The organism is Nonomuraea sp. NPDC049655 (assembly GCF_044465465.1).
GTDB lineage: Bacteria > Actinomycetota > Actinomycetes > Streptosporangiales > Streptosporangiaceae > Nonomuraea.
The window spans coordinates 305,432-329,855 of record NZ_JBITLS010000006.1 but is presented as its reverse complement, the minus strand read 5'-3'; the positions used below and the strand labels follow the sequence as shown (position 1 = coordinate 329,855).

At 65.7% G+C, this 24,424-nt stretch carries 25 protein-coding genes; 17 read left to right on the top strand and 8 right to left on the bottom strand.

What is annotated here, in order from left to right; genetic code table 11:
- Positions 1–762: 762 nt before the first annotated feature.
- The 3 genes from ACIBQ6_RS21480 to ACIBQ6_RS21470 all read right to left on the bottom strand — a co-directional run bounded on the left by ACIBQ6_RS21480 (position 763) and on the right by ACIBQ6_RS21470 (position 3,711).
- Complete coding sequence (locus ACIBQ6_RS21480; RefSeq protein WP_397213821.1) at positions 763–1,944, bottom strand: esterase-like activity of phytase family protein; 1,182 nt, start codon at positions 1,942–1,944, stop codon at positions 763–765.
- Positions 1,945–2,381: 437 nt separating this feature from the next.
- A complete protein-coding gene (locus tag ACIBQ6_RS21475; protein WP_397213819.1) occupies positions 2,382–2,630 on the bottom strand; it encodes a hypothetical protein in 249 nt (82 codons plus the stop codon).
- A 520-nt stretch (positions 2,631–3,150) separates the two neighbouring features.
- Complete coding sequence (locus ACIBQ6_RS21470) at positions 3,151–3,711, bottom strand: hypothetical protein (protein WP_397213817.1); 561 nt, start codon at positions 3,709–3,711, stop codon at positions 3,151–3,153.
- 961 nt (positions 3,712–4,672) lie between these two features.
- Between ACIBQ6_RS21470 and ACIBQ6_RS21465 the strand changes: the two genes are divergently transcribed.
- On the top strand, positions 4,673–5,569 hold the full coding sequence (locus tag ACIBQ6_RS21465) for a hypothetical protein (protein ID WP_397213815.1): 897 nt from the start codon (positions 4,673–4,675) through the stop codon (positions 5,567–5,569).
- A gap of 184 nt (positions 5,570–5,753) precedes the next feature.
- Here ACIBQ6_RS21465 and ACIBQ6_RS21460 read toward each other — a convergent pair whose 3' ends face one another.
- A complete protein-coding gene (locus ACIBQ6_RS21460; RefSeq protein ID WP_397213813.1) occupies positions 5,754–7,037 on the bottom strand; it encodes a restriction endonuclease in 1,284 nt (427 codons plus the stop codon).
- 109 nt (positions 7,038–7,146) lie between these two features.
- Between ACIBQ6_RS21460 and ACIBQ6_RS21455 the strand changes: the two genes are divergently transcribed.
- Positions 7,147–7,710 (top strand): NUDIX hydrolase, encoded by a 564-nt coding sequence (locus ACIBQ6_RS21455; protein WP_397213811.1) that lies wholly within the window; start codon positions 7,147–7,149, stop codon positions 7,708–7,710.
- Here ACIBQ6_RS21455 and ACIBQ6_RS21450 read toward each other — a convergent pair.
- From ACIBQ6_RS21450 to ACIBQ6_RS21440, 3 genes are all read right to left on the bottom strand, one after another.
- On the bottom strand, positions 7,677–7,886 hold the full coding sequence (locus tag ACIBQ6_RS21450) for a hypothetical protein (RefSeq protein WP_397213809.1): 210 nt from the start codon (positions 7,884–7,886) through the stop codon (positions 7,677–7,679). The two genes, ACIBQ6_RS21455 and ACIBQ6_RS21450, sit on opposite strands and share 34 nt — an antisense overlap.
- A 792-nt stretch (positions 7,887–8,678) precedes the next feature.
- Positions 8,679–9,332: a 2'-5' RNA ligase family protein gene (locus ACIBQ6_RS21445; RefSeq protein ID WP_397213807.1), complete on the bottom strand. Its 654-nt coding sequence runs from the start codon at positions 9,330–9,332 to the stop codon at positions 8,679–8,681.
- Positions 9,329–10,585 (bottom strand): multiprotein-bridging factor 1 family protein, encoded by a 1,257-nt coding sequence (locus tag ACIBQ6_RS21440; RefSeq protein ID WP_397213805.1) that lies wholly within the window; start codon positions 10,583–10,585, stop codon positions 9,329–9,331. The genes ACIBQ6_RS21445 and ACIBQ6_RS21440 overlap by 4 nt, the downstream gene beginning before the upstream one ends.
- A gap of 101 nt (positions 10,586–10,686) precedes the next feature.
- Between ACIBQ6_RS21440 and ACIBQ6_RS21435 the strand changes: the two genes are divergently transcribed.
- The 5 genes from ACIBQ6_RS21435 to ACIBQ6_RS21415 all read left to right on the top strand — a co-directional run bounded on the left by ACIBQ6_RS21435 (position 10,687) and on the right by ACIBQ6_RS21415 (position 15,164).
- Positions 10,687–11,085: a hypothetical protein gene (locus tag ACIBQ6_RS21435; RefSeq protein WP_397213803.1), complete on the top strand. Its 399-nt coding sequence runs from the start codon at positions 10,687–10,689 to the stop codon at positions 11,083–11,085.
- An 881-nt stretch (positions 11,086–11,966) separates the two neighbouring features.
- Positions 11,967–12,656, top strand: a complete 690-nt coding sequence (locus ACIBQ6_RS21430; protein WP_397213801.1) for a GntR family transcriptional regulator — start codon at positions 11,967–11,969, stop codon at positions 12,654–12,656.
- Positions 12,653–13,561 carry an aminoglycoside phosphotransferase family protein gene (locus tag ACIBQ6_RS21425; RefSeq protein ID WP_364326988.1) on the top strand — a complete coding sequence of 303 codons (909 nt, stop codon included), beginning with the start codon at positions 12,653–12,655 and terminating at the stop codon, positions 13,559–13,561. The genes ACIBQ6_RS21430 and ACIBQ6_RS21425 overlap by 4 nt, the downstream gene beginning before the upstream one ends.
- Before the next feature lie 217 nt (positions 13,562–13,778).
- Positions 13,779–14,540 carry a hypothetical protein gene (locus ACIBQ6_RS21420; protein WP_364326991.1) on the top strand — a complete coding sequence of 254 codons (762 nt, stop codon included), beginning with the start codon at positions 13,779–13,781 and terminating at the stop codon, positions 14,538–14,540.
- 42 nt (positions 14,541–14,582) lie between these two features.
- Complete coding sequence (locus ACIBQ6_RS21415; protein WP_237104576.1) at positions 14,583–15,164, top strand: DinB family protein; 582 nt, start codon at positions 14,583–14,585, stop codon at positions 15,162–15,164.
- Between the two features lie 45 nt (positions 15,165–15,209).
- On the opposite strand, the gene ACIBQ6_RS21410 is transcribed toward ACIBQ6_RS21415, so the two are convergent.
- Positions 15,210–16,457: a hypothetical protein gene (locus tag ACIBQ6_RS21410; protein WP_397213798.1), complete on the bottom strand. Its 1,248-nt coding sequence runs from the start codon at positions 16,455–16,457 to the stop codon at positions 15,210–15,212.
- Positions 16,458–16,907: 450 nt separating this feature from the next.
- Between ACIBQ6_RS21410 and ACIBQ6_RS21405 the strand changes: the two genes are divergently transcribed.
- The 10 genes from ACIBQ6_RS21405 to ACIBQ6_RS21360 all read left to right on the top strand — a co-directional run bounded on the left by ACIBQ6_RS21405 (position 16,908) and on the right by ACIBQ6_RS21360 (position 24,420).
- Positions 16,908–17,075 carry a hypothetical protein gene (locus tag ACIBQ6_RS21405; RefSeq protein WP_357966596.1) on the top strand — a complete coding sequence of 56 codons (168 nt, stop codon included), beginning with the start codon at positions 16,908–16,910 and terminating at the stop codon, positions 17,073–17,075.
- A gap of 17 nt (positions 17,076–17,092) precedes the next feature.
- Complete coding sequence (locus ACIBQ6_RS21400) at positions 17,093–17,422, top strand: WhiB family transcriptional regulator (protein ID WP_397213796.1); 330 nt, start codon at positions 17,093–17,095, stop codon at positions 17,420–17,422.
- Complete coding sequence (locus tag ACIBQ6_RS21395) at positions 17,423–17,797, top strand: RRQRL motif-containing zinc-binding protein (protein ID WP_397213794.1); 375 nt, start codon at positions 17,423–17,425, stop codon at positions 17,795–17,797.
- Positions 17,794–17,988 carry a hypothetical protein gene (locus tag ACIBQ6_RS21390; RefSeq protein WP_397213792.1) on the top strand — a complete coding sequence of 65 codons (195 nt, stop codon included), beginning with the start codon at positions 17,794–17,796 and terminating at the stop codon, positions 17,986–17,988. The genes ACIBQ6_RS21395 and ACIBQ6_RS21390 overlap by 4 nt, the downstream gene beginning before the upstream one ends.
- Positions 17,985–18,965, top strand: coding sequence for a DUF2637 domain-containing protein (locus tag ACIBQ6_RS21385; RefSeq protein ID WP_397213790.1), 981 nt, complete (start codon positions 17,985–17,987; stop codon positions 18,963–18,965). Before ACIBQ6_RS21390 ends, ACIBQ6_RS21385 begins: the two co-directional genes overlap by 4 nt.
- The gene (locus ACIBQ6_RS21380; RefSeq protein ID WP_397213788.1) at positions 18,965–19,330 is read left to right on the top strand and encodes a hypothetical protein; all 366 of its coding nucleotides are present in this window, start codon (positions 18,965–18,967) and stop codon (positions 19,328–19,330) included. The genes ACIBQ6_RS21385 and ACIBQ6_RS21380 overlap by 1 nt, the downstream gene beginning before the upstream one ends.
- Positions 19,327–21,582, top strand: a complete 2,256-nt coding sequence (locus ACIBQ6_RS21375) for a cell division protein FtsK (RefSeq protein WP_397213786.1) — start codon at positions 19,327–19,329, stop codon at positions 21,580–21,582. Before ACIBQ6_RS21380 ends, ACIBQ6_RS21375 begins: the two co-directional genes overlap by 4 nt.
- Positions 21,583–21,722: 140 nt before the next feature.
- Entirely contained in the window at positions 21,723–21,941 is a 219-nt protein-coding gene (locus tag ACIBQ6_RS21370; RefSeq protein WP_397213784.1) for a hypothetical protein, read from the top strand.
- A 23-nt stretch (positions 21,942–21,964) separates the two neighbouring features.
- The gene (locus ACIBQ6_RS21365) at positions 21,965–22,861 is read left to right on the top strand and encodes a bifunctional DNA primase/polymerase (RefSeq protein ID WP_397213782.1); all 897 of its coding nucleotides are present in this window, start codon (positions 21,965–21,967) and stop codon (positions 22,859–22,861) included.
- The gene (locus ACIBQ6_RS21360; RefSeq protein ID WP_397213780.1) at positions 22,858–24,420 is read left to right on the top strand and encodes a YfjI family protein; all 1,563 of its coding nucleotides are present in this window, start codon (positions 22,858–22,860) and stop codon (positions 24,418–24,420) included. The genes ACIBQ6_RS21365 and ACIBQ6_RS21360 overlap by 4 nt, the downstream gene beginning before the upstream one ends.
- The last annotated feature ends 4 nt before the right edge of the window (positions 24,421–24,424 follow it).

The following is a 24,424-nucleotide window of genomic DNA, read 5'->3' as shown; positions in this document are numbered from 1 at the left end:
GACTCCGCTCCGGGATGATCGACGATTGCCGGCCCGATCGGGTGGTCAGTGGCTGAGGTGAGCCTGATCTTCCCGCCCGCCACGTCCCGGCAGAGCCCAGCAGATCAAGGCCATGGGGCCAAGGTCGTTCTTCCAGTGGGGAGCTCCAGCCTTGACCCCATGGCCTTGATCCGCTTGCCCTTCGGGTGGACGAGGCAGACGGGAAGATCAGGCAGGGGAGAGACGTAAAGGCGATCACAGGCTGCCGTGCGTCTTGATCACGCGCCCTACCCGTGCCCCGAACCACGGTGAATCAGGGGGAATCGCGGGGAGATGCGGACAGGCATGAGAAAGGCCCCCGACCCGGCTTACATCCTGGTCAGGGGCCTCTGCCCGCTGGTGTGGCAGGTGCAAGGTTCGAACTTGCGTAGGCTGAGCCGACGGTTTTACAGTCCTGTCTCAACCAGGGCTCGAACTGGCAGTTCTTTGTGCACGACGCCAAACTAGCCGTGTATTGGCCGCAGCCAGCGTTGACTTGCTTAAGCGCCTATCCAGAAGTTCTGCACGTAACCGGATCTGGGATCGCCGGGGCAGACAAGCGTTGACAGGGACCTCACCGGGGGTTGGATCGAGGTAGCCATTGGGACCTTCTGCTTGCCGCGAGCGGTCCCACGGATCGTCAGCCGTCCAGGCAGGCGACACTGGCCTGTTCGATGCTTCTGAGGCTGGTCGTCGCCTGGGCATGGCGGCTCCAGGGACAGACCCTTCCGGGGCCTTTCGGTACTACCGCTTCGGGAATCCGATCACGATCATCTCGGTGGCGTCCGTCTTGCCCAGGACGCGGCCGGCGCTGTCCGGGAAGTTGTTGTCCTGCATGACGGCGATCCTGTTGCCCGGCAGAGGGAGCAGTGCTTCCACGGACTGCAGGGGGAACTTGAAGGGGTCGCCGAGACCGTAACCCCCGGCGGGGTTGTCCGAGCCGATGTGGGCAGGGTTGCGCAGGTTCAGCAGGTCGGCGACCTCGGTCTTGACGAGGTAGCCGTCGGCGTCGGTCTTGCGCCGGTCGATCAGGTAGATGCGCTTGAAGGTGGCCTTGGGCCCCTCGTCGTCCTCACGCTCGATCAGGATGGCCCGGTTGGCGTCGAGGGACTGCATGTCGGCGATGCGGTAGTCTTCGCCGTCCGTCCGGTACTGCCAGGAACGATCGGTGTATTGGTTCTTCTGGGTGTCGAACTCGTAGATGTAGCGCCGGAACGGGTTGGCGTCGTTGGTCAGCCGGCCTTCCACCGCGGGGTACAGGAAGCGTCCGTCGGGGGAGGAGGCGAGAGCTTCGAAGCCGCGGCTGCCCTGCACCGTCGTGGGCTCGCCGTTCGCCAACGTCGGGTTGTTCGGGGATGTGAGCGAGGGGTGGGCGATCGGGGCCTGCAGCAGCTTGCCGGTGCTGTCGAAGTGCAGGAGGAACGGCCCGAACTCCTCGCCGACCCACATCGACCCGTCGGAGGTCCGGGCAACCGACTCCGGGTCGAAGTCGCCGCCGGTGAGCAGGCGGTCCGCGGTGTTCTCGTTGACGATCTTGAATGGGATCTTGTGGTCCGGGTCGGCGAGTGAGAGGAACCGGCCCACGTCGATGGTCCCGGCTCCGCCGCGGGCCGTCTCCCACTGTGGCGTGAAGTGGTAGAGCCGCAACAGGTAGTCCACCGAGTTGCCCTTAGTCCCGAAACCGTTGTCGGGCATGGCCCAGAACGAGCCCTTACCGTCGGGAAGCATGGACGAGATGCCGAGCACCAACTGGCTGGGGTAGGGAGGCGTCATGCCGTTGTTGGGGTCGCTGAAGGAGCCGGTGGGCGGGCCGGGGGCCGGCGTGTAGGCGGGCAGCGTGGCGCGGGCGAGCAGGGTCGCGCGAGCGGGGTCATCTGCGGGCGGGGCCGCCTGGCCGGCCGCGAAGGCGGGGGTACCGACCAGCATGAGCGCCGCGGTGGCCAAAAGAACGAGAGGGCGACGTCGCACATTTTCTCCTGAGGAGCGGACTAATGATGGGGCATGGGCGAGTCGGATCAAATCGGTCGACCGTTAACTGCGGTTACGGACTTGATGGCGGCAGCCCGTAGCGATGGCGAAATGCCGATGACATCCGCTGGTCGCGCCGTCCGCCTCCGTCCCCGCGGGAGCCTGACCACCCACCCGCCCTGGACCGTCGCCGTCCACGTGGTCTCGTCGAGGAGCGGGTCTTCGCGTGCGTTAGCCCAGCTCCTGCGGAGCACGGCCGGGCCGCCGGGTACGGTGCTCAGGCCGAGCGCGACCGCCTCGTTATCTTGCGCGGCCACCGACAGCTCCATCGTCGACCTCGCCGGAGCGGAGAGACGGTCTGAGCAACCTCGATCCACCCCCCGGCGAGGCCCCTGTCAATGCCTGTCTGTCCCGGCGATCTCACGCCCTGTTACGCGCAGAACTTCTGGACAGGCGCCGCTTCGCCGCTCAGCGACCAGCCCGTATACCGCCGCCCCCAGTCCGACCAGGGCGACGAACACCCCGATCACGCTGGCCAGTTTGTCGGCCCGATCCAGCCCGACCTTCGCGAAGTAGACGCCCAACCCGGCCAGAGCCGCCACCGCGCCCCCGGCCCCACCCCATACCGGTACCCGTCTGCGCATGTCAGCATCATCGGCCAGTGAGCAAGATCGCACCATGTGATTGCTCGACAACGCCCCGAATGTCTTGCCTCGTGCGACAAGGTAGACCTTCCGGATGGGCGGCCGCCTCCGGCAACGGCACGCGGGATGGACGGGTCCGCGTTTCCACCCGCGACTGAGCCCCGAAGCGGAAGCACACGCGGCCCGAGGGGCGCCTCCGCCGGCTTTGATCGTCTGGGAACGTATAGGGAACGATCAACCGTAGTTCGTCGGCGCCAGCCGTAGACAGCCGGACACAACGCGAGAGGCCCGTCACCGCGTTTCCGCCGGTGACGGGCCTCTTCCCGCTGGTGTGGCAGGCGCGAGGTTCGAACTTGCGTAGGCTGAGCCGACGGTTTTACAGGGCGTCACACGTTCCGGTTCCACTTGCCCACCCACCTGCGGTGGGGCAGTATCCAATGCCACGTGCCTCGAAGATCAATCCGGGCATACTCCGGATCATGAGATGGAGCGTGGTGAACGGTCGCCTCACACAAGCGGATCAGTGGATGCGCCACTCCTCGGCCGGAATGCAGTCGAACATGGTGTTGGCCCAGTCGTTGGGCCTGCCAAAGATCAACCGGGTGAGCAGAACGTCGCCGGCTCGCTGCGCGCGCGGGTATATCCCCAGCTCTTCTGAGCCGACGTCCCCTTCTAGGGTGAACCTTACTTCCCTGCCGGTCTTCTCCAGGTAGCCGCTGAGCTCAGCTGAGAGCTCCGAGGGCGGCCGACCTACCAGCCGGATCCCATCGAACGAGACCTGTGGTCCGGACAAGGCGTCGACACTAATGCAGGTCAATCCCAAAGGGCCGACGTAGTACCCCACGGTGTCCGCTCGGTACGTGGGGGCGTCCACAGCGTGGAATCGCGTACACAACTGCTCGAAGGGGCCCACCTCACCGACTTGGAAGACGGCCTCGGAGATGTATCCCTGTGCCTCCATCGCGGTGATCGATTCCTGCAGGCTCATACCGAAGCACAGAGGGCCAACTCGTTCAAGTGGTGTGTAGTCCCACTGCGCTCGATCGGATTCGCCTACCGCCGTCCACAGGTTGTGCAGCATGTCCCGGCAACTCCTTCCAGCTCCGTCTGTGGGATGAGCTGGTCACCCTATCGGCGTGGCCAGTACGCCCCCTCATCGAGCGCTACTTCTCCGGCAGTACGGCCGCCTTCCTCCATAGCGATCAGCCACGTTAGCGCGGTGGGCCAGGGTGAGGAACGAACCCTGGACCTTCGATCGCCCCCAGCCGCGCACAGTGACCAACCACGCCGTGGCGATCGAAGGGCTGCATCTGTGCGGCGGCGCGGCAACCCTCGACGAAGCGATCGGACCGTGCGGCGGGGCCGGCGTGCGGTGCCCGGCCCGGTGTCCCGCCGCCGTCCGGGACCGGCCCCCAGGCCGCACGCCCGGACGGCGGGCGGGCGGAGGGCCGGAGGTACGGCGGCGCGCCGCGCCGCCGCTTGATACCTACCAGCGCAATTCGGCAAGTAGAGAGCCCACCTTCAAGACTGCGGGCAGTACGGGTCTTGCCGTCCTGCATCAACTTTTCTTGGCACCCGACCTCACCCAGGCGGTCCATAGAGTACCCACTGCTGCCGTGTAGGCAGCGAACTCCGTCGCGCCAACATGGGCTACGCATATCAAGATCACACCAGCCGCCAGAATCGCTACGAAGGCGATCAGCTCAAGCGTGTGGCGGTGTGGGTCTTTGGTCGTCGACTCCTTCACCTACCCCCTCCTCAAGGGACGGGCCAGCTCTATGGTTCCCCGACCAGGAAGCGGGTGAAGCAATGGAGCTGGCTGCTCATCATCGCGAAGGTCTCGCTATCTCAAGGCTGGTACACACCCACGCCTGCAAGACGAAAGGTGCCAAAACACCTACGTAAGTTGGTCCGAGATGCCACGATGGTGTTGACGGTAGTTGCCGATCGTTGACGCAAGTTGCTAGCGCCGAGGTGAGACATTGGCACGGTTGAGAGTTCCGAATGAAGATCAACTATCCCCTGGGCCATATCGCGATCTCGTGATCGCCCTTCAAGAGCTCTACCACGCGGCTCCGGGGTATTCCTTCGAACGCATCAGCAGACTTATCAAAGAGTCAGACCTGCCGGATTCCGTCAGCCACGAGCGAATCCGTCAAATTCTATCCGGGCACCGCGGATTCCCCCGCTGGCTAACGGTAGAGACCCTCGTGCGCACGCTTGCTAAAATATCCAGTCCCACCCGAGATCCAGATCACGAGGCCGAACGCTTTCGTACTCTTTGGTTGCGCGCCGAAGAGCATCTAGGGTCAGTCAGATCTGAGAGTAGCGAGGCGCTTGAAGTAACTGATAAACGCCCATCAGAGAACGGGCCGGAATCAGTCGAGCGGCCAAAAAGCGACGTTCCCAAAAACAGGCTCGTAGCCGCAAAAGAACAAAAATCACTGGAGCAAAATCAAAAAATCGAACTACGCAAGGCTGCGATTATGATGGGCATCGATGAGTTAGTAGCGACCATAGAGTCTCTCAGAGAAGAAGATTCGAGCAGCTTTCAGTACATCATCGAAGCCATCGGCAAGTATCGATCCATTCCTAAACTACTTCACCTTCTGAAGGCTCTCCATGGACGGATTTCAGAGCCATACGTAGGCGTGGTCCTTAAATATGCATGCACTCGTCCCACCTTCGAAGTCGCCAGCTTGCTGGACCTAATCAAGAAAGATGGAAAGCCGCTCCAGGCCAGCTCGCTCCTGCACATCATTGCGCTCCACATGCCTCCCGGATGGCATGCCGGTTTCCTCGAAGACATTCACGAAACAAATAGGGAGGAGGCGAAGGAGCTGATTCAATTGATCATCATATATCGTCCAGATCATCACCACACATGGATAGCGAACAGCAAGCAATACATATGGGAGCATCTACGCTCGACAGAATAAGCAGATAAGGCTTACCCGGAATTTATGCTATCCGGCTCTGTGCGCCAATCGCCTTCCAGGCATCCGAATGGTTGTAGATCAGGAAGCGCTGGGGATCAGGTGGCCAGACCTCGTGATAACGAATCTAGGACAACATGCTCCCGAGTCTATCGATCTCGCGAAATAGCGCCCCAGCAGCAAAAAGTCACTCTTCGAACGATCGATTGCTTCTAGGGTTCCATTGGTCAGTTGGCCGAACCATTCGCGTCCGGATGACATATTTGATGTCTTCGACCATGTTCAAAGAGATGGATTCTGGATCAAAGAAAGGGCATTCCCGATCTTCGGAGAGCGGCAATCCGATGACGCATGGCTCTCGTCTATTTATCATCGTGAAGATACGATCCGAATGACCAGGCAAGTCCTTATTGAACCTCCGCCAAAATATCTCGGATGCCGGGTCAGGGCCAAGGTGCCCTGTATCGCCCATCAAGCGGCCACAATCTTTGATGCATGCGTCTCTCAACTGTCCAACTGCGACTTCCCGGAGAGGGAGAGTGATATACTGCTGATAACCGTCAGCAGCAGCCCTAAAGGCCTCAATTTTCCCTCCGTCGACGTAGAGAAGCGGCTGCTTGATTACATCGAAAATCGCCTCTGGTTCGCCCACACGAAGCGCGGATTGAAGAAGGTAAGCAGAAACCTGAGCCATCTTCTCATCGGGCAATGTCTGTAGCCGCATAAACTCTAACGGGAAGACACCGAGTGCAAATATTGCCGCCTGTGTTGCGTTTTCTTCGGTGACCAGTAGCCCCCATGGGCGATCGCCAAGGTCTCCATAGATTACCTCCGCGGCGACCATGCTTGTTATCGCCTCTAGTGACTGCACAGCAGCACGCTTCTCCCAGAAATATTTAGCATCCTCCAGAAAAGGCGGGCGCCCGACTTGCCAAAAATGCTTCGTTAGCGCTTCTAGCCGCTCGTCATCCTTCAGTATGGAAGGTACTATTCTGGAAGCTGCAACAGGATGCTTTTCGATTAGGTTAGGCAATGACGCACGATCCCAGAGGCGTATTTTTGGTCGCGGCTGGGATCGAGCCCACCCCTCCACCCAATCTCTAGTGGGATTACTATATTGCGTGTTTGTGGCTATCACTAGAACATCCACATCCTGACGCCCACTAGCATTGAGTATCGCCGATTTGACTGCGTCAGGCTCTACAGTGCCAGCTCTGCCCTTAGATTCGATCCACCATTTTTCTAGCTCAAAATCTCCTTCAGGAGTAGTGCGAGGGAATTTCACTTCGAGGTCCCTGCCGCCGTCGGCAGCTCCTCCGCCGGTCCCCCCAGTTCTCCAGACGATATCGCTCGCTCCCATCGCGGACAGGAGAGCGAAGAGAAGCTCTTCGAGAAGCGCACCTTTAGCAGATCCCACGGGATATTGTCGCGCATGACATGTCCTACCAGATGACGGGAAGGTGATTGACAAGGGGCGTTCCTTGCAATCTAGCAATCCTAGTGGAGGATCCGCCAGCAACAGCGGTAACTATCCGTGGAAAGTCATGTACGTCTGCAGCGCTGGACGGTAGCTTCGTTGTGTGGGTAATGAGGCTGAGCTGACGCGCTGGGTTGTGCATGGAGAGCGGCTGGTCTATGACAACCGGTGGATCCGGTTGGGGCTGGCTGATGTGGAGATCGCAGGTGGGGAGCGGTTCGACCACCATGTGGTGCATCTGGATCGGGCCGCGATCGCCGTGGTGCTCGATGAGCAGGATCGAATCTTGCTGATGTGGCGACATCGGTTCGTGTTCGATCGATGGGGGTGGGAACTTCCCGGCGGGCTGATCGAGGCCGGTGAGAATCCGATGATCACGGCTATGCGGGAGGTGGAGGAGGAGACCGGGTATCGGCCGACAGGCCTTGAGCATTTGGTCTCATATCGGCCGATGGCCGGGATGGTCGATTCCGAGCACATCCTTTTTGTGGGGCGCGGGGCCGAACTGGTGGGCAAGCCTACGGGTGAGGTGGAGGCCGACCGGCTTGAATGGGTCCCGATGAGCCAGATCCCGGGCATGATTGCCCGCGGGGACATCTGGACGTCGGGCACCTTGATCGGATTGCTCCAGGCTCAGGTGTGGCTCAACGGCCGAGGGCGCGGCTGACGGCCTTCGTCAGTTCGTCGATGCGGCGGGCGTTGGCGGCTGCTGCCGGTCATGGTGGCCAGTCGCTGTGCGCGTTGGATGTGGGGTTGGGCGGCTTCGGGGTCGCCAGCGGCCAGGAGGGCGTGGCCGAGGTCGCAGCGGACGCCGGATTCGGCTCTGTTGTACGTGCCGTCCATGCCTGCCAGAGCTGAACGGAGGTCGTCGGCGGTGTCGGGGTCGCCGAAGCGGACGAGGCAGTTGCCGCGCCAACGGGCTACGTGGTGGGCATTGCTGGACAGGTGATGAGTGACCCGTGACCGGCCAGCACGCCGAATACGCTGGTTGTTGCGATCCCTCCAGGGTGATCAGCGACTTCCGCGCCCTGGGCTGGCCGATGCAACCATCAATCTGCTTCTTGGGGTGATGACCAGCAAAGGCTCGCTCCAGCGGCAGCTCCACTCAGAGCTAGTTGCCCACCTCCGGCATGACAACATGACGTGCGCAGATGTCGCCTGAGCCGCGCCTCCGAGTGCTGTCCAGCACTGACTCGGATCGCCATCCGCAGATTCCGCAGAATAGAGGTCAGCGGGCGCCCTAGCAGTTTGGACAGAGTTTAGGCTAGTCGCACAACAAGTTGCGGCGGTAAAGCAGAATGCCGCAGTTTTCCGCACAACCACCGCCTGGCGCGGATCACGCCGCTGACCGCCGGCCCCTCAAACCGACCTCTCGGCGGTCAACACGTAATCTTGTAATGCCTTCACGGAGCCAAGATGGCCCGGCGTACAAGCACGCCCTCTGCCTGTTGCCGGAGTCCGTTCCGCGATGGTTGGTCGTGGTGTCGTGGTGGATCGCAGTCGCGACCTAATGGCACAGAGATCGGCGTGGAGAGCGCTGCGACAACTGATCCTCGGGGCTTCTAGAAGAATCAGACAGGAAATGAGCGGCGAGTTGCTTGATGGATCATGTGGCTGAAAAGAAGGTCTCAGCAGTCACGCGGTGACGGTGACGCCCTCATGGGGCCCGAGTCGCACTTGTGCCAACGGACGCCAGTCCCAAACCGTTTCCGGTCCGTCCTGGTTGACGATGTGGATGCTACGGATGGTGACGTCACGTTCGGGGAGTTGCTTGCCCAGCGCCCCAATGATGGGAGCCGCCGGGCCATCAGCACTGCTGTAGGCCACAGTGACGTGCGGGATCCACACTGTATGAGCGAGGGCGCCCTCACGGCCGGTGGCCGCTCGCGTGGCGAACTTCGCCGCTTCGAGCAGGGGACGCAGGCGGTCCGCGGGCCGTGCCTCCAACACAATCGCCTCAGGGTGGTAGAGCACACGCCCGAGCGTCACGGTGATAGGTGCGATCCGCGCGAGTTGAGCCGTAGCCTCCTGTGCCATGACGTTCACCTGATGATCAGTGATCTCCTGTGAGTAGCCGGCGACCAACGTGGTGAGGTGGATGAACTTCTGCGGCACCAGATCGAGGCCGGACAGGCCGGCCAGGCGGTCGTGAGCCTCTTGGACGATGGCCCGTGCTTCAGGGTCCTCTCCCAGGAGGACATGCCAGTAGAGCTGGCCCTGGCCTGGCGGCAGCATGAGCGCTCGTCGCTTCTCCCAGCGGTTCACCATCCGCGTTGGCAACGGGCTCACGCATCCTCCTCGACAGGGGCGGGCAGAGCCCGAGCGGAGTTGAACGTCTTGATCTGCTCGCGCAGCGTGGTCACCATATCCGAGCCGCGGAACCGGGGGGCGGCCAATCGTGCATCCATTCGCACCAGGTAGTTGGTGATCGTGGACAGGCGGTGTTCGGGTGGCAGGGACAGGGCGGGTGTCACCTGTTCGGCAGCGGCGTCCAGGTCCTCCATCATCACGTACGCGATTCCGGCGCCGAAGCGGACTTGTGCCCAGGTGCCGGCCACCCAGGGAGCGCCGTTGGCCCATGCGTCGTCGGCCGCCGCTGCCGCCTGCAGGGCTGCGGCATGGTCGCTCGCTTGGAGTGCCACCGACAGGGCGTACAGTGCCCGCCTTGGCGCCGGGCACGACCAGGGCGTCACGCCGGAGTCGCTGGCCACGGAACCGGCTGCCTCGTCCGCTCGGTGAAGGGCTTCCCGGGCTCGGTCGAAGTCGCCGAGCAGGCTTGCGGCGTTCGCTTCCTGGCTGGCGAGGAGTACCCGCAGGGGTGTGGGCGGGCTGCATTCGTAGCCGCGTCTGGCCGCGTCAGCAGAGACGGCGTACCGGCATCGCCAACGCTCGGTCTTGGCCTGGGCACTCAGCGCCGCGGCCTCGCTCGCGCCGGCCTCTTGAGCGGACAGGAGGGCGGCCCTGCCGTGGACGATGGCCGATTCGTCGTCGTACAGGTCGCCCAGCAGGATGCAGGCGTGGGCGAGGAGTTCGGCGTCGATCCGGAACAGCTCACGCGTCTGATGAAGCCGCTGCTTGCCACCCCGCAGGAGCGCCAGCACTCGCCGGTGCAAGCGGAGCACATCGGCGAGCAGCGGCGCGGGTGCAGTCTGGGTGTGGCGCTGCGTCAGGTGGTAATGGGTCTCGTCAATCATGGCGATGGTGCTGTTGCCGACGTTGGTCTGCTCGATCCAGGCTGTGTGCTCGATCAGGTCACCGCTCGTCGGCAGCGTCCCCACCAGCTCGCCGTCATGGTCGAAGAGGACGGCCTCGTCCATGCCGAACACGCGGCAGTACAGCAAGGGGTATGGGTCCTTCGGGCGGCTGTTGCCTGCCTCGTGGTCTTTGATTCTGCGGACCACCGACTCGAACTCGGGCAAGGCGATCTCCTCGCCCGCCGCCTGGAACAGGTGTCTGGCCAGTTGCTTCTGTGACCAGCCGCGCTGACGTCGCTCATCGCGAATGCGTTCGGCCCACCGGGGAGTTCTGGGCTGTTCCAGCATGCCGTCGCACCTCACCACCGAGTTGGGGGACACGGTCGCCGCCCCCAGTGTCCCCCAATCACATCTGTCTACGCGTCGTTACTCAGCGTTGTGATGGATTCGTGTACTGGGACACGAATCACCTAGACGCCGACACCAAAGCCGGGCTGGACGAGCTGCTGAAGGCCACGGCTCAGAGCGTTCGCCAAGCCTCCGCACTGGCGGCGCTCATACAGGACTTGCGGGACCGCCAGCTCTCCGTACTGCGCGGCACGTATCCGGCCTGGGACATCGCCCTGGAGCTCGACTCCACGGAGAGGCTGTGGTGGACCGCCGTGCCGAACCGGTCTCTGACCGTCGAGCTGGTGGCGGAGGGGGTCATGCGCATCATCAGGTGCGAGGACGCGATCGCGCTCGCGACGGCCTTGGCCTGGCAGTCGACTCTGATCGGCAACGTCGAGAACGCTGCAGGACCTCCGCACATCCATCCGGCTCGCCAACTGCAGGGGCGGCCGGCATGACGTCGACGCTTGAACAGGCATGTGAGCTTGATCTGCGCGGTGCGTTCAGGCGCTTCTACGTCTGGTGCGACGTCGCGGGCCTATGGCATGCAAGGCCGCTGCCCAAGCTGACGGCCGGCGAAGTCGCTTACGGCGTCCAGCGGGAGCTGGTCGCCGACTCGCCCCTGCAACTCGCCTACAGGTGCACCTGGCAGCGGAGCCGTCGCAAGGTCTACCGGTACGTGAGGCAGTACGGCGCAGGGGAACCGGAGCATGACCCAGCCTCCTGACGAGCCCGTACCTGAGTGGGAGCCGTATCTGCGTCCTCCGAGGGACCGCATCCGGATCACGGAGACCTCATGCTGCGGTGCCCTTGAGTGGGCCTGCCAGGGCGGACAGTTCCTGATCCTCCGGCGCACCTCTACAGGCCAATATGAGGAGACGGCCAGAGGGCTGTACCGGCATGCGCGGTCCGTCTGGGAGGCGCTGCTCATCCTTCACGAGGACGAGCACAAGCGGAAGGCTCGGGCTCGGATGGCTGCTCGTCCCAAGCAGCGTGGCCGGGCACTTCCGGGGAAGACCACGTGAACCGCCACCAGAGCAACCCCCTTGAAAAAGAGAGCTGATCCAATCTGCGGTGTTCCGCGGCAAAGTGCGAGCGCCGTGGCCGCGAAGGCCAGCGAGAGGTCATGGGCTTGGATGCTGGATGGAGGGTTCTGCGGATTGCGCGGCAAGCCCGACAAGATCGACGCCTGCCCACCAGCGTGAACAAGCTGGTTCTGTACGGCGTCCCCTCGCCGCGCGTAGGGGAAGACCAAGGGGAGACATGGTCTGCGAAGCTTCGCCAGTGGCCATGTCCCCCGCCCTACCCTAGAGACACTGTGCCTCGGCGAGGGAGCGCGATGAACAAGGCGAAGGACGCCCGTATCTACGTCCGAATTGCAGAGGACATCCGCGCTCGTATCCTTCAGGGCGATCTGCCGGCCGGTGCCATGCTGCCCTCCGAAGCCACCCTCGCCAGCACGTACGGCGTGGCGAGAGGGACCGTACGTCAGGCGGTCGCCGAGCTGGAACGCTCGGGGCTGGTGGCCAGCGAGGCCGGCCGTGGCCGGCGCGTGAAGAGCGAGGACCCCACAGCCCCGCGGGCAGCAACAACACAGTACGAGTCGATTGCCGAGACCCTCCGAACGCGCATCAAGAACGGCGACCTAGTGCCTGGCCAGCAATTGCCCGGAGAGGCCGCAACAGCGGAGGAATTCGGGGTGTCGAAGGGCACGACCCGCCAGGCGCTGCAACTCCTGGCCGGCGAACGGCTCATCACAGCCGTCCACGGCAAGGGCTGGTTCGTCGGCGGCCCCGAGCACGCGCGAACCCGAGCCGACGCGGTCGCCGCCGAGTTCCGGCAGGACATCTCCACCGGCAAGCTCACTGTGGGGTCCGTCCTGCCCGGAGAGAACGCGCTCGCCCAGGAACGCGGCGTCGGCCGCATCACCATCAGGCGCGCCTTCGCGCTGCTGGAAGCGGAAGGAGTCATCGAGAAAAGGCCCGGCATGGGCCGCGTCGTCAAATCACGAGCCGAAGGTGACACGTGACCGTATCTCAGACGCCCTCGATCCCCTTCACCACCACCGAAGCGCTGGCGACCCTGCACGAGACCTGTGAGAGCACAGGACTGGCCAGCCAGGACGCCCGCCTGATCCGCCTCGGTGAGAACGCTCTGTTCGCACTCCCCGCCGAACAGGTGGTCGTGAGGATCGCGCGCAGCGTCGAGGTGCTGGACGACGTACACAAGGAAGTAGCCGTCTCGGCCTGGCTAAACGACTCCGGGATACCGGCGGCGAGAACGACGGCGCACAACCAACCGCTCATCGTCAGAGGCCACCCGGTAACGCTCTGGCACCTCATCCCCGACAGCGGCTCGTCCGCGACCCTCGACGACCTGGCCGGCGTCCTGCGCGAACTCCACGGCCTGGCCGTCCCCGCCGACCTGGAGTTGCCGGCGATGGACATCCTCAGCCGCGTCTCCGAACGCATCAACGCGGCGTCCGTCCTCACCGACGAGGATCGAGACTTCCTGCTGACGCGCCGACGCGAGCTGCAAAGCGCGTACGACGAACTGGCCTTCCCTCTCACGCCGTGCGCAGTTCATGGGGACGCGCACAACGAGAATCTCATCAGGACCGTCGACGGAAGGGTCCTGCTCATCGACTTCGAGCGCTTCGCATTCGGCCCCCCGGAGACGGACCTCGCAGTCACCGCCATCGAGCACACGGTCGGCTGGGGAACGCGCATCGACTATGACCGGTTCGCGGAGCGGTACGGATTCGATGTTCTGGCCTGGGAAGGCTACCCGGTGCTCAGAGACATCAATGAGCTGAAAATGACGACGTGGCTCATGCAGAACGTCGACGAAGACGCGGCCATAGCCCGGGAGTTCCGCAATCGCATGAACTCGCTGCGGAAGCCCGACGCACCTCGCCGCTGGCGTGCTTTCTAAGGTCGATGTCCTGGGCCGGGAGATGACCGCCCTGCAGGAGCACAGTACGGGTGCCACCTGCTCGAAAGTTAAGGTCGGTGTCTGCGGCTCACGTGCCGTATCCGACATGTTGTGACGGCTGTCAGTCGCAGGGACGGAATGCCCCTCTCCAACAGCCACAGCTCTCGTCGCTCAAGATCACCGATAGGGTGCGCCAGAAGCAAAAGGAGCCTCTGACGTGTCACCTTCCGCCCCGTTAGCCTGGATGGCGGCCCTCGCCGCTGCGGCCTACCCCACCTGGGATACCTGGAAGACCAGGTTCGACTGGTCCTCCCTGTTCACGGCCGCCGACGTGCCCGAGCAGTACCTCGCGCAAATGCACTTCGAGGGCTTCACCGAGGGCGTTCTGAGCTGCGTACGTCCGTACGACGCGGTAGACCACTCGCCGTTCCTACCGCTGCGCGACGACCTCGCCACCCTCACCGAACTCGCGACGACCTGGGCCGTGCCCCTGCTGGCCGTGCTGGTCGCCCTGATGCGGCGGCATTCGGCGACGGCGGGACCGCGTGCTGCCTGGGTGCTGGCGCTGATCGCGCTCGCTCGGCCGCTCTCGGCCGACTACCAGGGGGACGGCATCTGCTCGGGCTCACTGCCCATGTTCACCCCGGACTGGTTCGAGGCTCTGTTCGGCGGCTGGGGACTCTGGGAGTTGTGCCTGCTGGCGGCTGCCCTGCTGGTGCTGCTCGCATCGAACTCCCCCGCGCTGCCGATCTCTGGGCGGCGCGCGTTGACGACCGTCATGGACGCCCTGGTGGTGTACGGGCTGGTGGGCCTCGCCCCTCTCCTCACCGGGGACGAATCCCTGCGCGCCGGCCTGCTGTACCAACTCCAGTTCGACGGCCTCCGCGATGCCCCTGCTCGGCTGCTGGTGCTCGTGCTGCCGCTCGGTTACCTCCTGTGGAGATACGGCGGGCCACGTCGCCACGGGTACGACAGCTAATGCGGTGACCATGAACGTTCACCGGGTGGACAACGCACCGGCTTGACCGCGCTCACGTTGATCCACGCGGTTGCCGATCTCGTTGTTGTATGGTCTGACGTCGGCAAATATCGCGGGGAGGGCAAGGCCGTGGAGCGCGAAACACTGGTCGGTTACCTGGACTCGCAGCGCAAGCACGTCCTGGGCATCCTGGACGGCCTTGGCGAGGAGCAACTACGCCAGGTGGTGCTGCCGTCCGGTTGGTCGCCCCGCGACCTGGTGCACCATTTGACCTGGTCCGAGGCGCTTTGGTTTCGCGGCGCGATGACCGCCGATCGCCAGGTCATCGACACGCTCGTGGTCGGCGAGTTCGGTTGGAAGGTCCCCGAGGAGTTCTCCGGTGCGGACGTGCTCGCGCGGTATCGACGGACGATCGAGCAGTCGAACATGGTCATCGGGGCGACGGCGATCGATGCCGTGCCGGCCTGGTGGCCGACGAAGATGTTCGGTTCGGGGTCATGGCGGCTGGGGTCTTTGCGCGAAGTGCTGATGCACGTGATCGTCGACACTGCGACGCACGCCGGACAGCTCGACGCGGTCCGGGAGCTGATCGACGGACGGCAGTGGCTGGTCAACGACGACTGACCGGCCGCAGGTCGCTGAACCCGGTGAACGTTAGCGGTCACCGCACTAATCGCTCTCCGACGAATACTTCCGGGCGACGACGGCGTTGAACTCCGCCACCAAACCATCGTCCGCGTACGCCTTCAGGTCTGCTTGCAGGTCTCGGATGTACCGGAGATAGCGCTCCGACTTGAGCGGCCCGGCGAGTTCGATGGCCTCCAGTGCGACGGCCGCGGCCTGCGACGGGTCGCCCATGTGCACGTAGCTTGCCGCCTGGACCAACCGGTCGAAGGCGAGGGTCCGCACGTACATCGGGTCGCAGAGCCCGACCGCCTGGCCGACGAACTCCATCGCCCGGGACGGCTTGCGAAGGTCGCGGTAACAATGCGCGCCCTCGCTGGCCAGTTCGGCGGCGTCGAAGTACCCGACCCACGAGGGGTCATCGTCCACGTTGCGCTTGGCGAACCATTTCTCCGCCTCAAGCAGGGCTCGCGCACAGGCGGCCTCGTCGCCGTTCCCGGCGTGCGCGCGGGCCTCCATGGCGAAGAACAAGGCCATGGGCGTCGCGGTGGACGCGTTACGGCAGCCCTCCTGCGCCGCACGCGCGAGTTGAATGGCCTGGTCGTATCGGCCCAGATAATTGGCCTGGTGGCTCATGTCGGCCAGGATCAGACCACCCAGCATGCGATCTCCGGACACCTGGGCGAGGCGCAGTCCTTGCAGGAAATAGCGTTGCGCGAGCCCGTGTCGGCCGAGGTCGTACGCCGTCCACGCGACCAACTCCGTGATTTCGGCCGCCGCCGCGTACAACGCCCGCCCTACCGACTCCTCGAATTTCCCGTCGAGCATGGGAACGACTTCTCGGTGGTAATACTGGACGAGCGCGGAACGTGCATGTCCGCCCCCGAATTGAAAACCCATACTGGCGAATAGCTCTGTGGTGGCGCGAATGGTCTGCACGTCCCACGGGCCGACAGACTGCCGCGCGTGCTCCCGTACCAGCACCGGCTCCGGCCGCGACAGCAGCCACGCGATGAGGGACTCGTTCCAGGCATCCGGGACGACCACCGACTGAAGCGCCACCGGATCGTCTGCGAGGTCGCGCCGCGTCAGGCCCAGCAGCCGACTCCCCACGTCGGAGATGCCGCCGCCATGAGCCAGCGTGCGTTCCAGCGTCTCCGGAGTCACGACGCTGGCGAACCCGATGTCGTCCAGCGTGAAGGTGGCGCCGGCCTTCCTGCTGAGTGCTTCCGCGATGAAGCGCGCGGTGGCACGCCGCGGCTTCACTCCGTCGAGCCAGCGTTTGACGTCCACGTGCGTACAGCTCAGGGTTACGCCTTCTTCTTGCGCAATTTGTCGCACTCGTGAAGCAAGCCCCGAATTAGAACAATCGGCACGCCGCATCGCATCAGCAAGCCCCACATTGGGCATTCGAGACATCTTCACCTCCACATGTGCACGCCTCGGCAATCATGGCGCGAACACGACCTTAAACGCCCGCTTTCCCGAGAAATACCGGCCCGCGTTTCTCCTGCTCAGGGCTTGAATCACCCCCAAAAAGCACCCCCTGTGCATTCAGTCCCGATCACGAGCACAGTGTTGGGGCGGCGCCCGGCGAGGAAGGCTTGAGTCAGCAAGAGCGGGCGAGCCAAGCATCGCGGGACTCCAACACAACCAGTCCCTCACACTTGACTCTCCGTAGCTATACATGTTCTATGTCTCTTAGGACCTGCACGACAGGTCCTCGAACCGAGAGGTCTCGTCATGCTCATCCGTCCGCGCAAAGTGCTCCCGACCGTCCTGACGATCTGCGCCGCGCTCTACGCCCTGAAGGACCCGGAGGGCGCGGCGACCATCGTCAAGGCCGCTGCCCACCTGGTCATGAGCGCTTCGGAGTCCTTCGCTCGCTTCGTCCACACCGTCAACAAGTGATCGCAGAAAGAGACGCCGTGACTCACAACCCGAACCGCCCCATCCACCCGGCTCGTATGTCGCTCGCCGACATCGAAGCCACCTGGCAGGCCGACGGCGGGACGCCGCTCCCCGAGTGCACGTACGACCCCGAGCTGCACACCGGACCGCGGCTCACCATCGAGAGCACCGAGGAGCGCGCCGCCCGCGAGGCCGTCGCCCGCGAGGTCTGTGCTACCTGCCCCGCCCTGTCGCTGTGCGAGCAGTACGCGAGGCGCACCCACCCGACCTCGGGCATCTGGGCCGGCCTGCCGGCCGCCGCCCTGACCACCTACACCACCGACCTGGCAGACATGGAGGTGGCCTGAATGGCCAGCCGCATCCTCACCCGCTTCTGGGACCCGTCCGGCGCCCGGTACGGCATTCCCACCTACCCACGGCACCTGGTCCCGGCGCACCTGCTCACGCTCCACCAGCTCGCCGCCCGGGGACTGCGTCCTGGCCCTCAAGGCGCACAGGCCCAGGCCCTGTGGCGCGGCCGGCGTCCCGGCCCGCCTCGCGTTCGGGCCGTTTCCCTGTACGACGTGCGGTTCGCCCTGCCGAAGCGCACCCCGAGCCCTCGCCGCCGTACCGACATCTTCAAGATCAGCCGGACGTGCCCCGAGTGCCTGATCGACGTCGGCTACGTGCTGCCGCGCCACCTCGGCGTGTGCCTCGACTGCACCGAGGAGGTGGCCGCGTGAGCCGCCGCACCCTCGACACCTCCGGGCGTCCCGGCGTCACCGTCCACGGCGAGAAGCTCCCGAGCCTCTACCAGCCGGAAGCCGGACGCGACGGATGGCTGGAGGCCGACCGCAAGCGCGGCATGAGCCGCAGCGGACGCCCCACCCGCGAACGCCGCCCACGATCCACCCAAAGGAAGGACACACGATGACCGCCTACGAGGCCACGCCTCGCCCGTTGACCGAGGGCGAACGTACCGCCATCTCCACCACCGCAGCCGTCACCGGCGCCCTCGGGCTCCTGGGCTTCGTCAACAGCTTCGAGCGCGTCGCCACGGCGGCCGAGCCCTCGTTCGGATGGTTCGCCTGGACCGTTCCACTCGGCATCGACCTGGGGATCGCGGCGTTCTCGGCGCTCGACATCGTCCTTGCCCGCCTCGGCATGCGCCTGGGCTGGCTCCGCTTCATCCCATGGGCTCTAACCGCCGCGACGGTCTACCTCAACGTGGCCGCCTACCTCACCGTGCCAGGACGGACGGACTGGTTCGCCGTCGTCGCCCACGCCCTGCTGCCGCTCCTATGGGTCATCGCCATCGAGGTCGGCGCCCACGTCGTCCGCAAGCATGCCGAGCTGGCCAGGCCGGACCACATGGACGGCATCCGCCGCTCACGCTGGCTGCTCGCCCCGCTGGCGACGGTCTCCCTCTGGCGCCGCATGGTGCTCTGGGAGATCCGCAGCTACCCGGAGGCTCTCGGCAGGGAGCGCGAACGCATCCTGGCCCGAACGGAGCTTCAGGACCGGTACGGCCTGCTGTGGCGGTGGAAGGCCACCCGTCGCGAGCGAGCCCTGTACCGCCTCGGCGAACTCACGCCCAGGCACATGCAACTGCCGGTCGCGACATTCCCGGAACTGGAGGCACCCAGCGCCGCTCTACCGCCGGCTGCTCCAAGGCGGCATGGCCGTGGACCCAAGCGGCCCCAGAACCCGACGTCGCGGAACGTAGGAGACCTCTTGCCACTGGGACGGCATATCGCCGCCGACCTGCTCTCACAGGGCGAGCCCCTCACCCGTGACCGCCTCCGCGACGCCATCCGCAACCGCGGCCAGAGCATCTCGACCGACCGCGCCGGCGCGCTCCTGGCCCAGCTCAAGGCGGAAGGCCCCGTGCCCAAGGGTGAGGCCGCCTGATGAGCCTGACCATCACGGACACCCGGATCAGCTCCAACCGGTGCCTGAACGTCGCCGAACTCGGCGCGGGCGGATGGACCGTCACCGGCTACCCCGGACGTCTCTTCGACCGCGACCAGGCCACCACCGCCATGCTCCTGGCCGAACTGCTCGCCCTGACCCTGCCGACCGAAGCCGACATCGCCCAAGCGGACGGACCGCACTCGCCGACCGCTGACCACAGACCCGCCACCCGCCCGGACGAATCGCGGTCCGACCGCACATCGTCCCTGACCGTCACGTGGGGCGCGGCCTCATCCGCCAAGACAACGACCGCGCCCCAGGACCCCACCACCCATCAGGCAGCAGAGGTGCCTTCATCATGACTCACCGACCGGACGACCCCAACCACCACCCGAACGAGGACGACACTCCAGACCGGTCCGACCAACCGACCCCGGACCGCCAGGACGGCAAGGGCGCGGACATCGTCGACCTCGACGCCGCCCGGTCCGGACGCCACTCCGACCACTCCCAATCGGAGCCGAAGAAGCCCGCGCAGAACGACGCGGACGGACCGGTCCTCGACGGCGAGATCGTCCGAGTGGACCAGCCCGGTCCGACCCGGACGGACTGGCGGGCGAGCCTGGAACGGAAGGCGACCACCCGACAGCCGATCATCCCGCTGTGGCTGCGCTCCCGCTCCGAGGCCGTCGAGACCATCCGCTGGGCGAGCCTCCACTACCTGCACGTCGCCTGCTACCAGACCCTCCGCGCCCCGCTCTACGCCGGACGGCTGACCGCCCGCGCCCCGCGCGGCTTCGTCCGCCTGGTGAACGGCATGGCGCGGTGGACGTTCGACCTGGAAGGCGAACCCGCACGCGTGGCGGCCGTCCGCAAATCCGACTACGAGGGGTACCTGAAGCTGAGCAGGCAACGAGACTCACGTGTGCGGCTGCGTGTCTGGATCACCGGGACGATCCTGATCGCGCTGCTGGTCCTGGCCATCGTCGCGGCCAACGAGCCGTCCACCGCCCGCTGGGGAGCGCTCGCCGTGGCCATGGCCGTGCTGGGCCTCCTCGGCAAGCCCGCCGACCGGCCGCTCATCAACCGGGCCGTCATGGCGTCCGAGGTGGAGAAGCTGACCAGTGACATCGTGGTCCGCGCGCTGAGCGTGCTCGGCATCGCCGGCATCACGCAGGCCCTGTCCAAGAACCCCAAGGACGCCATCCGTTTCGTCGCCCCGATCACCCGCGACGGCCCCGGCTGGCGCGCCGACATCGACCTGCCGTACGGCGTGACCGTGGCCGACGTGCTGGACAGGCGGAAGCAACTGTCCGGCGCGCTACGCCGCCCGCTCGGCTGCATCTGGCCGGAGGGCGACCCGTCCGTCCACGAGGGACGGCTGATCCTGTGGGTGGGCGACAAGGATCTGTCCAAGACCATCGTGCGATCCCCGCTCAAGCGGGCCGGCTCGCACGACGTGTTTAAGGGCATCCCGTTCGGCAACGACCCGCGTGGACGCCTGGTCACCGTGCCGCTCATCCAGCACAACGTGTTGATCGGCTCCCAGCCCGGCCAGGGCAAGACCTCGTCCATCCGCGAGCTGGCCGCCGGAATCGTGCTCGATCCCACGGTCGAGGCGTGGTTCCACGAGCTCAAGGGCACCGGCGACCTGGACCCGTACGACAAGGTCTGTCACCGCTACGTCTCCGGCATCGAGGACGAGGCCATCGCCTACGCCGCCGACTCCCTGACCCTGCTGCGCAAGGAGGTCATGCGCCGCTCCGCCGCACTCAAGGCCCTGCCCGCGGACCTGTGCCCGGACAAGCGCGTCACCCGGCAGATCGCCGACAAGCGCTCGCTGGGCCTGCATCCGCAGGTCTGCATCATCGACGAGTGCCAGAACCTGTTCGCCCATCCCGAGTACGGCGACAAGGCAGGCGACGACGCCGAGTTCATCATCAAGCTCGGCCGCGCCCTGGGCGTCGTCCTGATCCTGGCCACCCAGCGCCCGGACCGCGACAGCCTGCCCACCGGCATCTCCGCGAACGTCGCCATCCGCTTCTGCCTGCGGGTCGCCGGCCAGCTTGAGAACGACATGATCCTCGGCACCTCGGCGTACAAGAACGGCATCCGCGCCACGGTGTTCGTCCCGGAGAAGGACGCTGGCACCGGCTACCTGGTCGGCGCGACACCGATGCCCAAGGTCGTCAAGGCCGCCTACCTGAATACCCCGGAAACCCAGCTCATCGCCGACCGCGCCTACGCACTCCGCAAGACGGCGGGCACGCTCACCGGCTACGCCCTCGGCGAGACGCCCGAGCAGTCCGCGCCGACCTTCGACCTGCTGGCCGACATCCTGGCCGTCGTCCCGCCGTCCGAGGCCAAGGTCTGGAACGAGGTCATCGTGGACCGCCTGGCCCAACTCCGACCCGACGTCTACGGCGCATGGGCGGCACTGGAAGGCGGGGCGAAGACCGCCCAGCTCACCACCGCGCTCAAGCCGTACGGCGTCCGCACCATGCAGGTATGGGGCACCCCGGAAGGCGGCGGCAAGGGCGCCAACCGCATCGGCATCGCCCGCGACGACCTCACCACGGCCATCACCCTGCGTGACAAGGGCAAGGCGTCGTAGCTCACCCGATCGCCTCTAGACCTAGAGGCGCATCCCTCTAGGTCTAGAGGCTCCCCTAGAGCCCGAAACCGTGTTCTATCTGGGCTCTAGCGTCTAGAGCCTGACCTGCGGAAACCCTGAAATCGGCCCCGGAGGCCCTCATGTCCAGCGTCATCGCCCTTCTAGCAGCCTGCCTACCGTTCGTCACTCTCAGCTACATCGTCGTGTGTCTGGCATCGCCCTGGGGCCGCTGCACCCGATGCCGTCCCGGCGGCAAGAACCGCACCTGCCGCGCCTGCGAGGGCACCGGCAAGCGCCCGCGCCTCGGCTGGCAGCTCTACTTCTACGCCCGCCGCCTCCACCGCGATGGCAACCACTGATGCCGCCCTCTCAGGAGACCCACATGCGCAACCTCACCCGCTACGCCCTGGCCGCCGCCGCCCGCGGCTGGCACGTCTTCCCGCTCACCCCGTACGACAAGCGCCCGCTACCCGGCTTCACCGCCTGGGAGCAGCACGCCACCACCGACACCGCCCTCATCCGCCACATGTGGGCCCGCGCCCCGTTCAACATCGGCATCGCCTGCGGCCCGTCCGGCCTGGTGGTGCTCGACCTGGACGTACCAAAGCCCGACGAGCACCCGCCGCCCGACTGGGCGCGGCCCGGCATCAACGACGGCGCGGACGTCCTGGCCTCGCTCTGCGAACAGGCCGGCCAACCGCTGCCACTGGAGACCTTCACAGTCCGCACCCGACGCGGCGGCACCCACCTCTACTTCACCACCCCGGCCGACACCGACCTCCGGAACACCGCCAGCAGACTCGGCTGGAAGATCGACACCCGCGCTAACGGCGGCTACGTCGTCGGCCCCGGCAGCCACGTCACCCAGCGGGACGGCAGCGGCTCCTACGACGTCCTGCACGAGCCGACTCCGGCCACGCTTCCAGCCTGGCTGACCGAGCGTCTCAGCTCTCCCCCGCCGCCCACGCCCAGCACGGCTGCGGGGGCGGTGCTGGCCGCCTGCGGCGGGGACCGGGCAGCCGGGTACGCCCTGGCGGCACTGCGTGGCGAGGTCGAACGAGTGCTGGACGCCGTCCCCGGCACCCGCAACGACACCCTCAACCTCGCCGCCTTCGCCCTGGGCCAGCTCATCGCGTCCAGCCTGCTCCCACGCAACCTCACCGAGGCGTGCCTGCACAACGCAGCCGAGGCTGTCGGGCTCGACTTCCGCGAGGCGTTCAACACCATCCGCTCCGGGCTCGACAGCGGCCTACGCCGACCAAGGAGGGCAGCCGCTTGACCACCAACGGACGCCCCACCGCCGAAACCATCCTGAGCAACCTCGGTGCCGCAAAGCAGCTCACCGACCTGCACAACGCACCCGCACCATGGGACGCACCGGCCCCCCTTGGTCAGCGGGGCGAACTCCCGCCCTTCCCGGTCCACGCCCTTCCCGGCTGGGTCGCCGACCACGTCAGCGCCGTAGCAGAGGAGACACAGACACCACTCGACCTGGCAGGCTGCGTCGCCCTGGCCGCACTGTCCACCGCAGCCGGCGGACGGGCAGTGGTCAACGTTCGCGGCTCATGGGTCGAGCCGGTGAACCTGTTCATCCTGGTCGCCATGCCACCCGGGTCACGCAAGTCCGCCGTGTTCCGCGCCATGACCAACCCGCTCATCCACGCCGAACGTGCCCTGCTCAGCCGCATCGGTCCGCAGATCACCGAGGCCGAAGTCTCGCGCCGCCTGGCTGAGGACCTCGCCGAGAAGGCCGCTCGCGCGGCCAGCTCGGCACGCGGCGAGTCCGCTGCCGAGGCAATCGCCGAGGCCCAAAGCGCCGCCCTGGCCGTGGAAGAGATCAAGGTCCCGGTCAAGCCACGGCTGATGGCCGACGACGTCACGCCCGAATCCGCCTCCACCATCCTCGTGGAGCAAGGAGGCCGTCTCGCCGTCCTGTCCGCCGAGGGCGGCATCTTCGCCACCCTCGCCGGCCGCTACTCCGGCACACCCAACCTGGACCTGTTCCTCAAAGGCCACGCTGGAGACCCACTAATCATCGACCGCCGAGGCCGCAGCGAACGCGTCGACCAAGCCGTCCTGACCATGGGCCTGGCCGTCCAGCCCGAGATCGTTTCCGACATCGCCACCATGCCCGGCTTCCGCGGCAAGGGCCTGCTCGGCCGCATCCTCTACAGCCTCCCGAAAAGCAACGTTGGCTACCGCAACGTCGACGCACCCACCGTCCCGGACCACATCGCCACCCGCTACGACGCCAACCTGCAACGCCTGACCATCGACATGCACGACTGGCACGATCCCGCCCAGCTCGTCCTGTCACCCGACGCCGCCGAGATCTTCACCGAACACCGCCGAAGCACCGAACGCCGCCTGCGCCCAGACTCCGGCGACCTCGGCCACATCACTGACTGGGCCGGCAAGTTCGACGGTGCCGTCATGCGCATCGCCGGCCTCATCCACCTGGCCGGCCGCGTCGAAGACGGCTGGCGCCACCCGATCACCGCCGACACCGTCAACGCCGCCATCACCATCGGCCAGTACTTCATCGCCCACGCCCTGGCCACCTTCGACGCCATGGGCGCCGACCCCGACCTCGAAGCCGCCCGCGTCGTACACGCCTGGCTGCAGCGCACCGGCACGCAGCGCTTCACCGTCCGCGAAGCCTTCACCGCCTTGCCACGCAACCGCTTTCGCAAGGTCACCGAGCTAGAACCCGCCCTCGACCTGCTGGAGCAGCTCGGCTGGATCCGCCGCGAGCCCGAACCACCCCGCACCGGCCCCGGCCGCCGCCCATCACCGGCCTACGCCGTCCACCCAAGCCTCCACCAGCAAGCAGCTTGAGAAG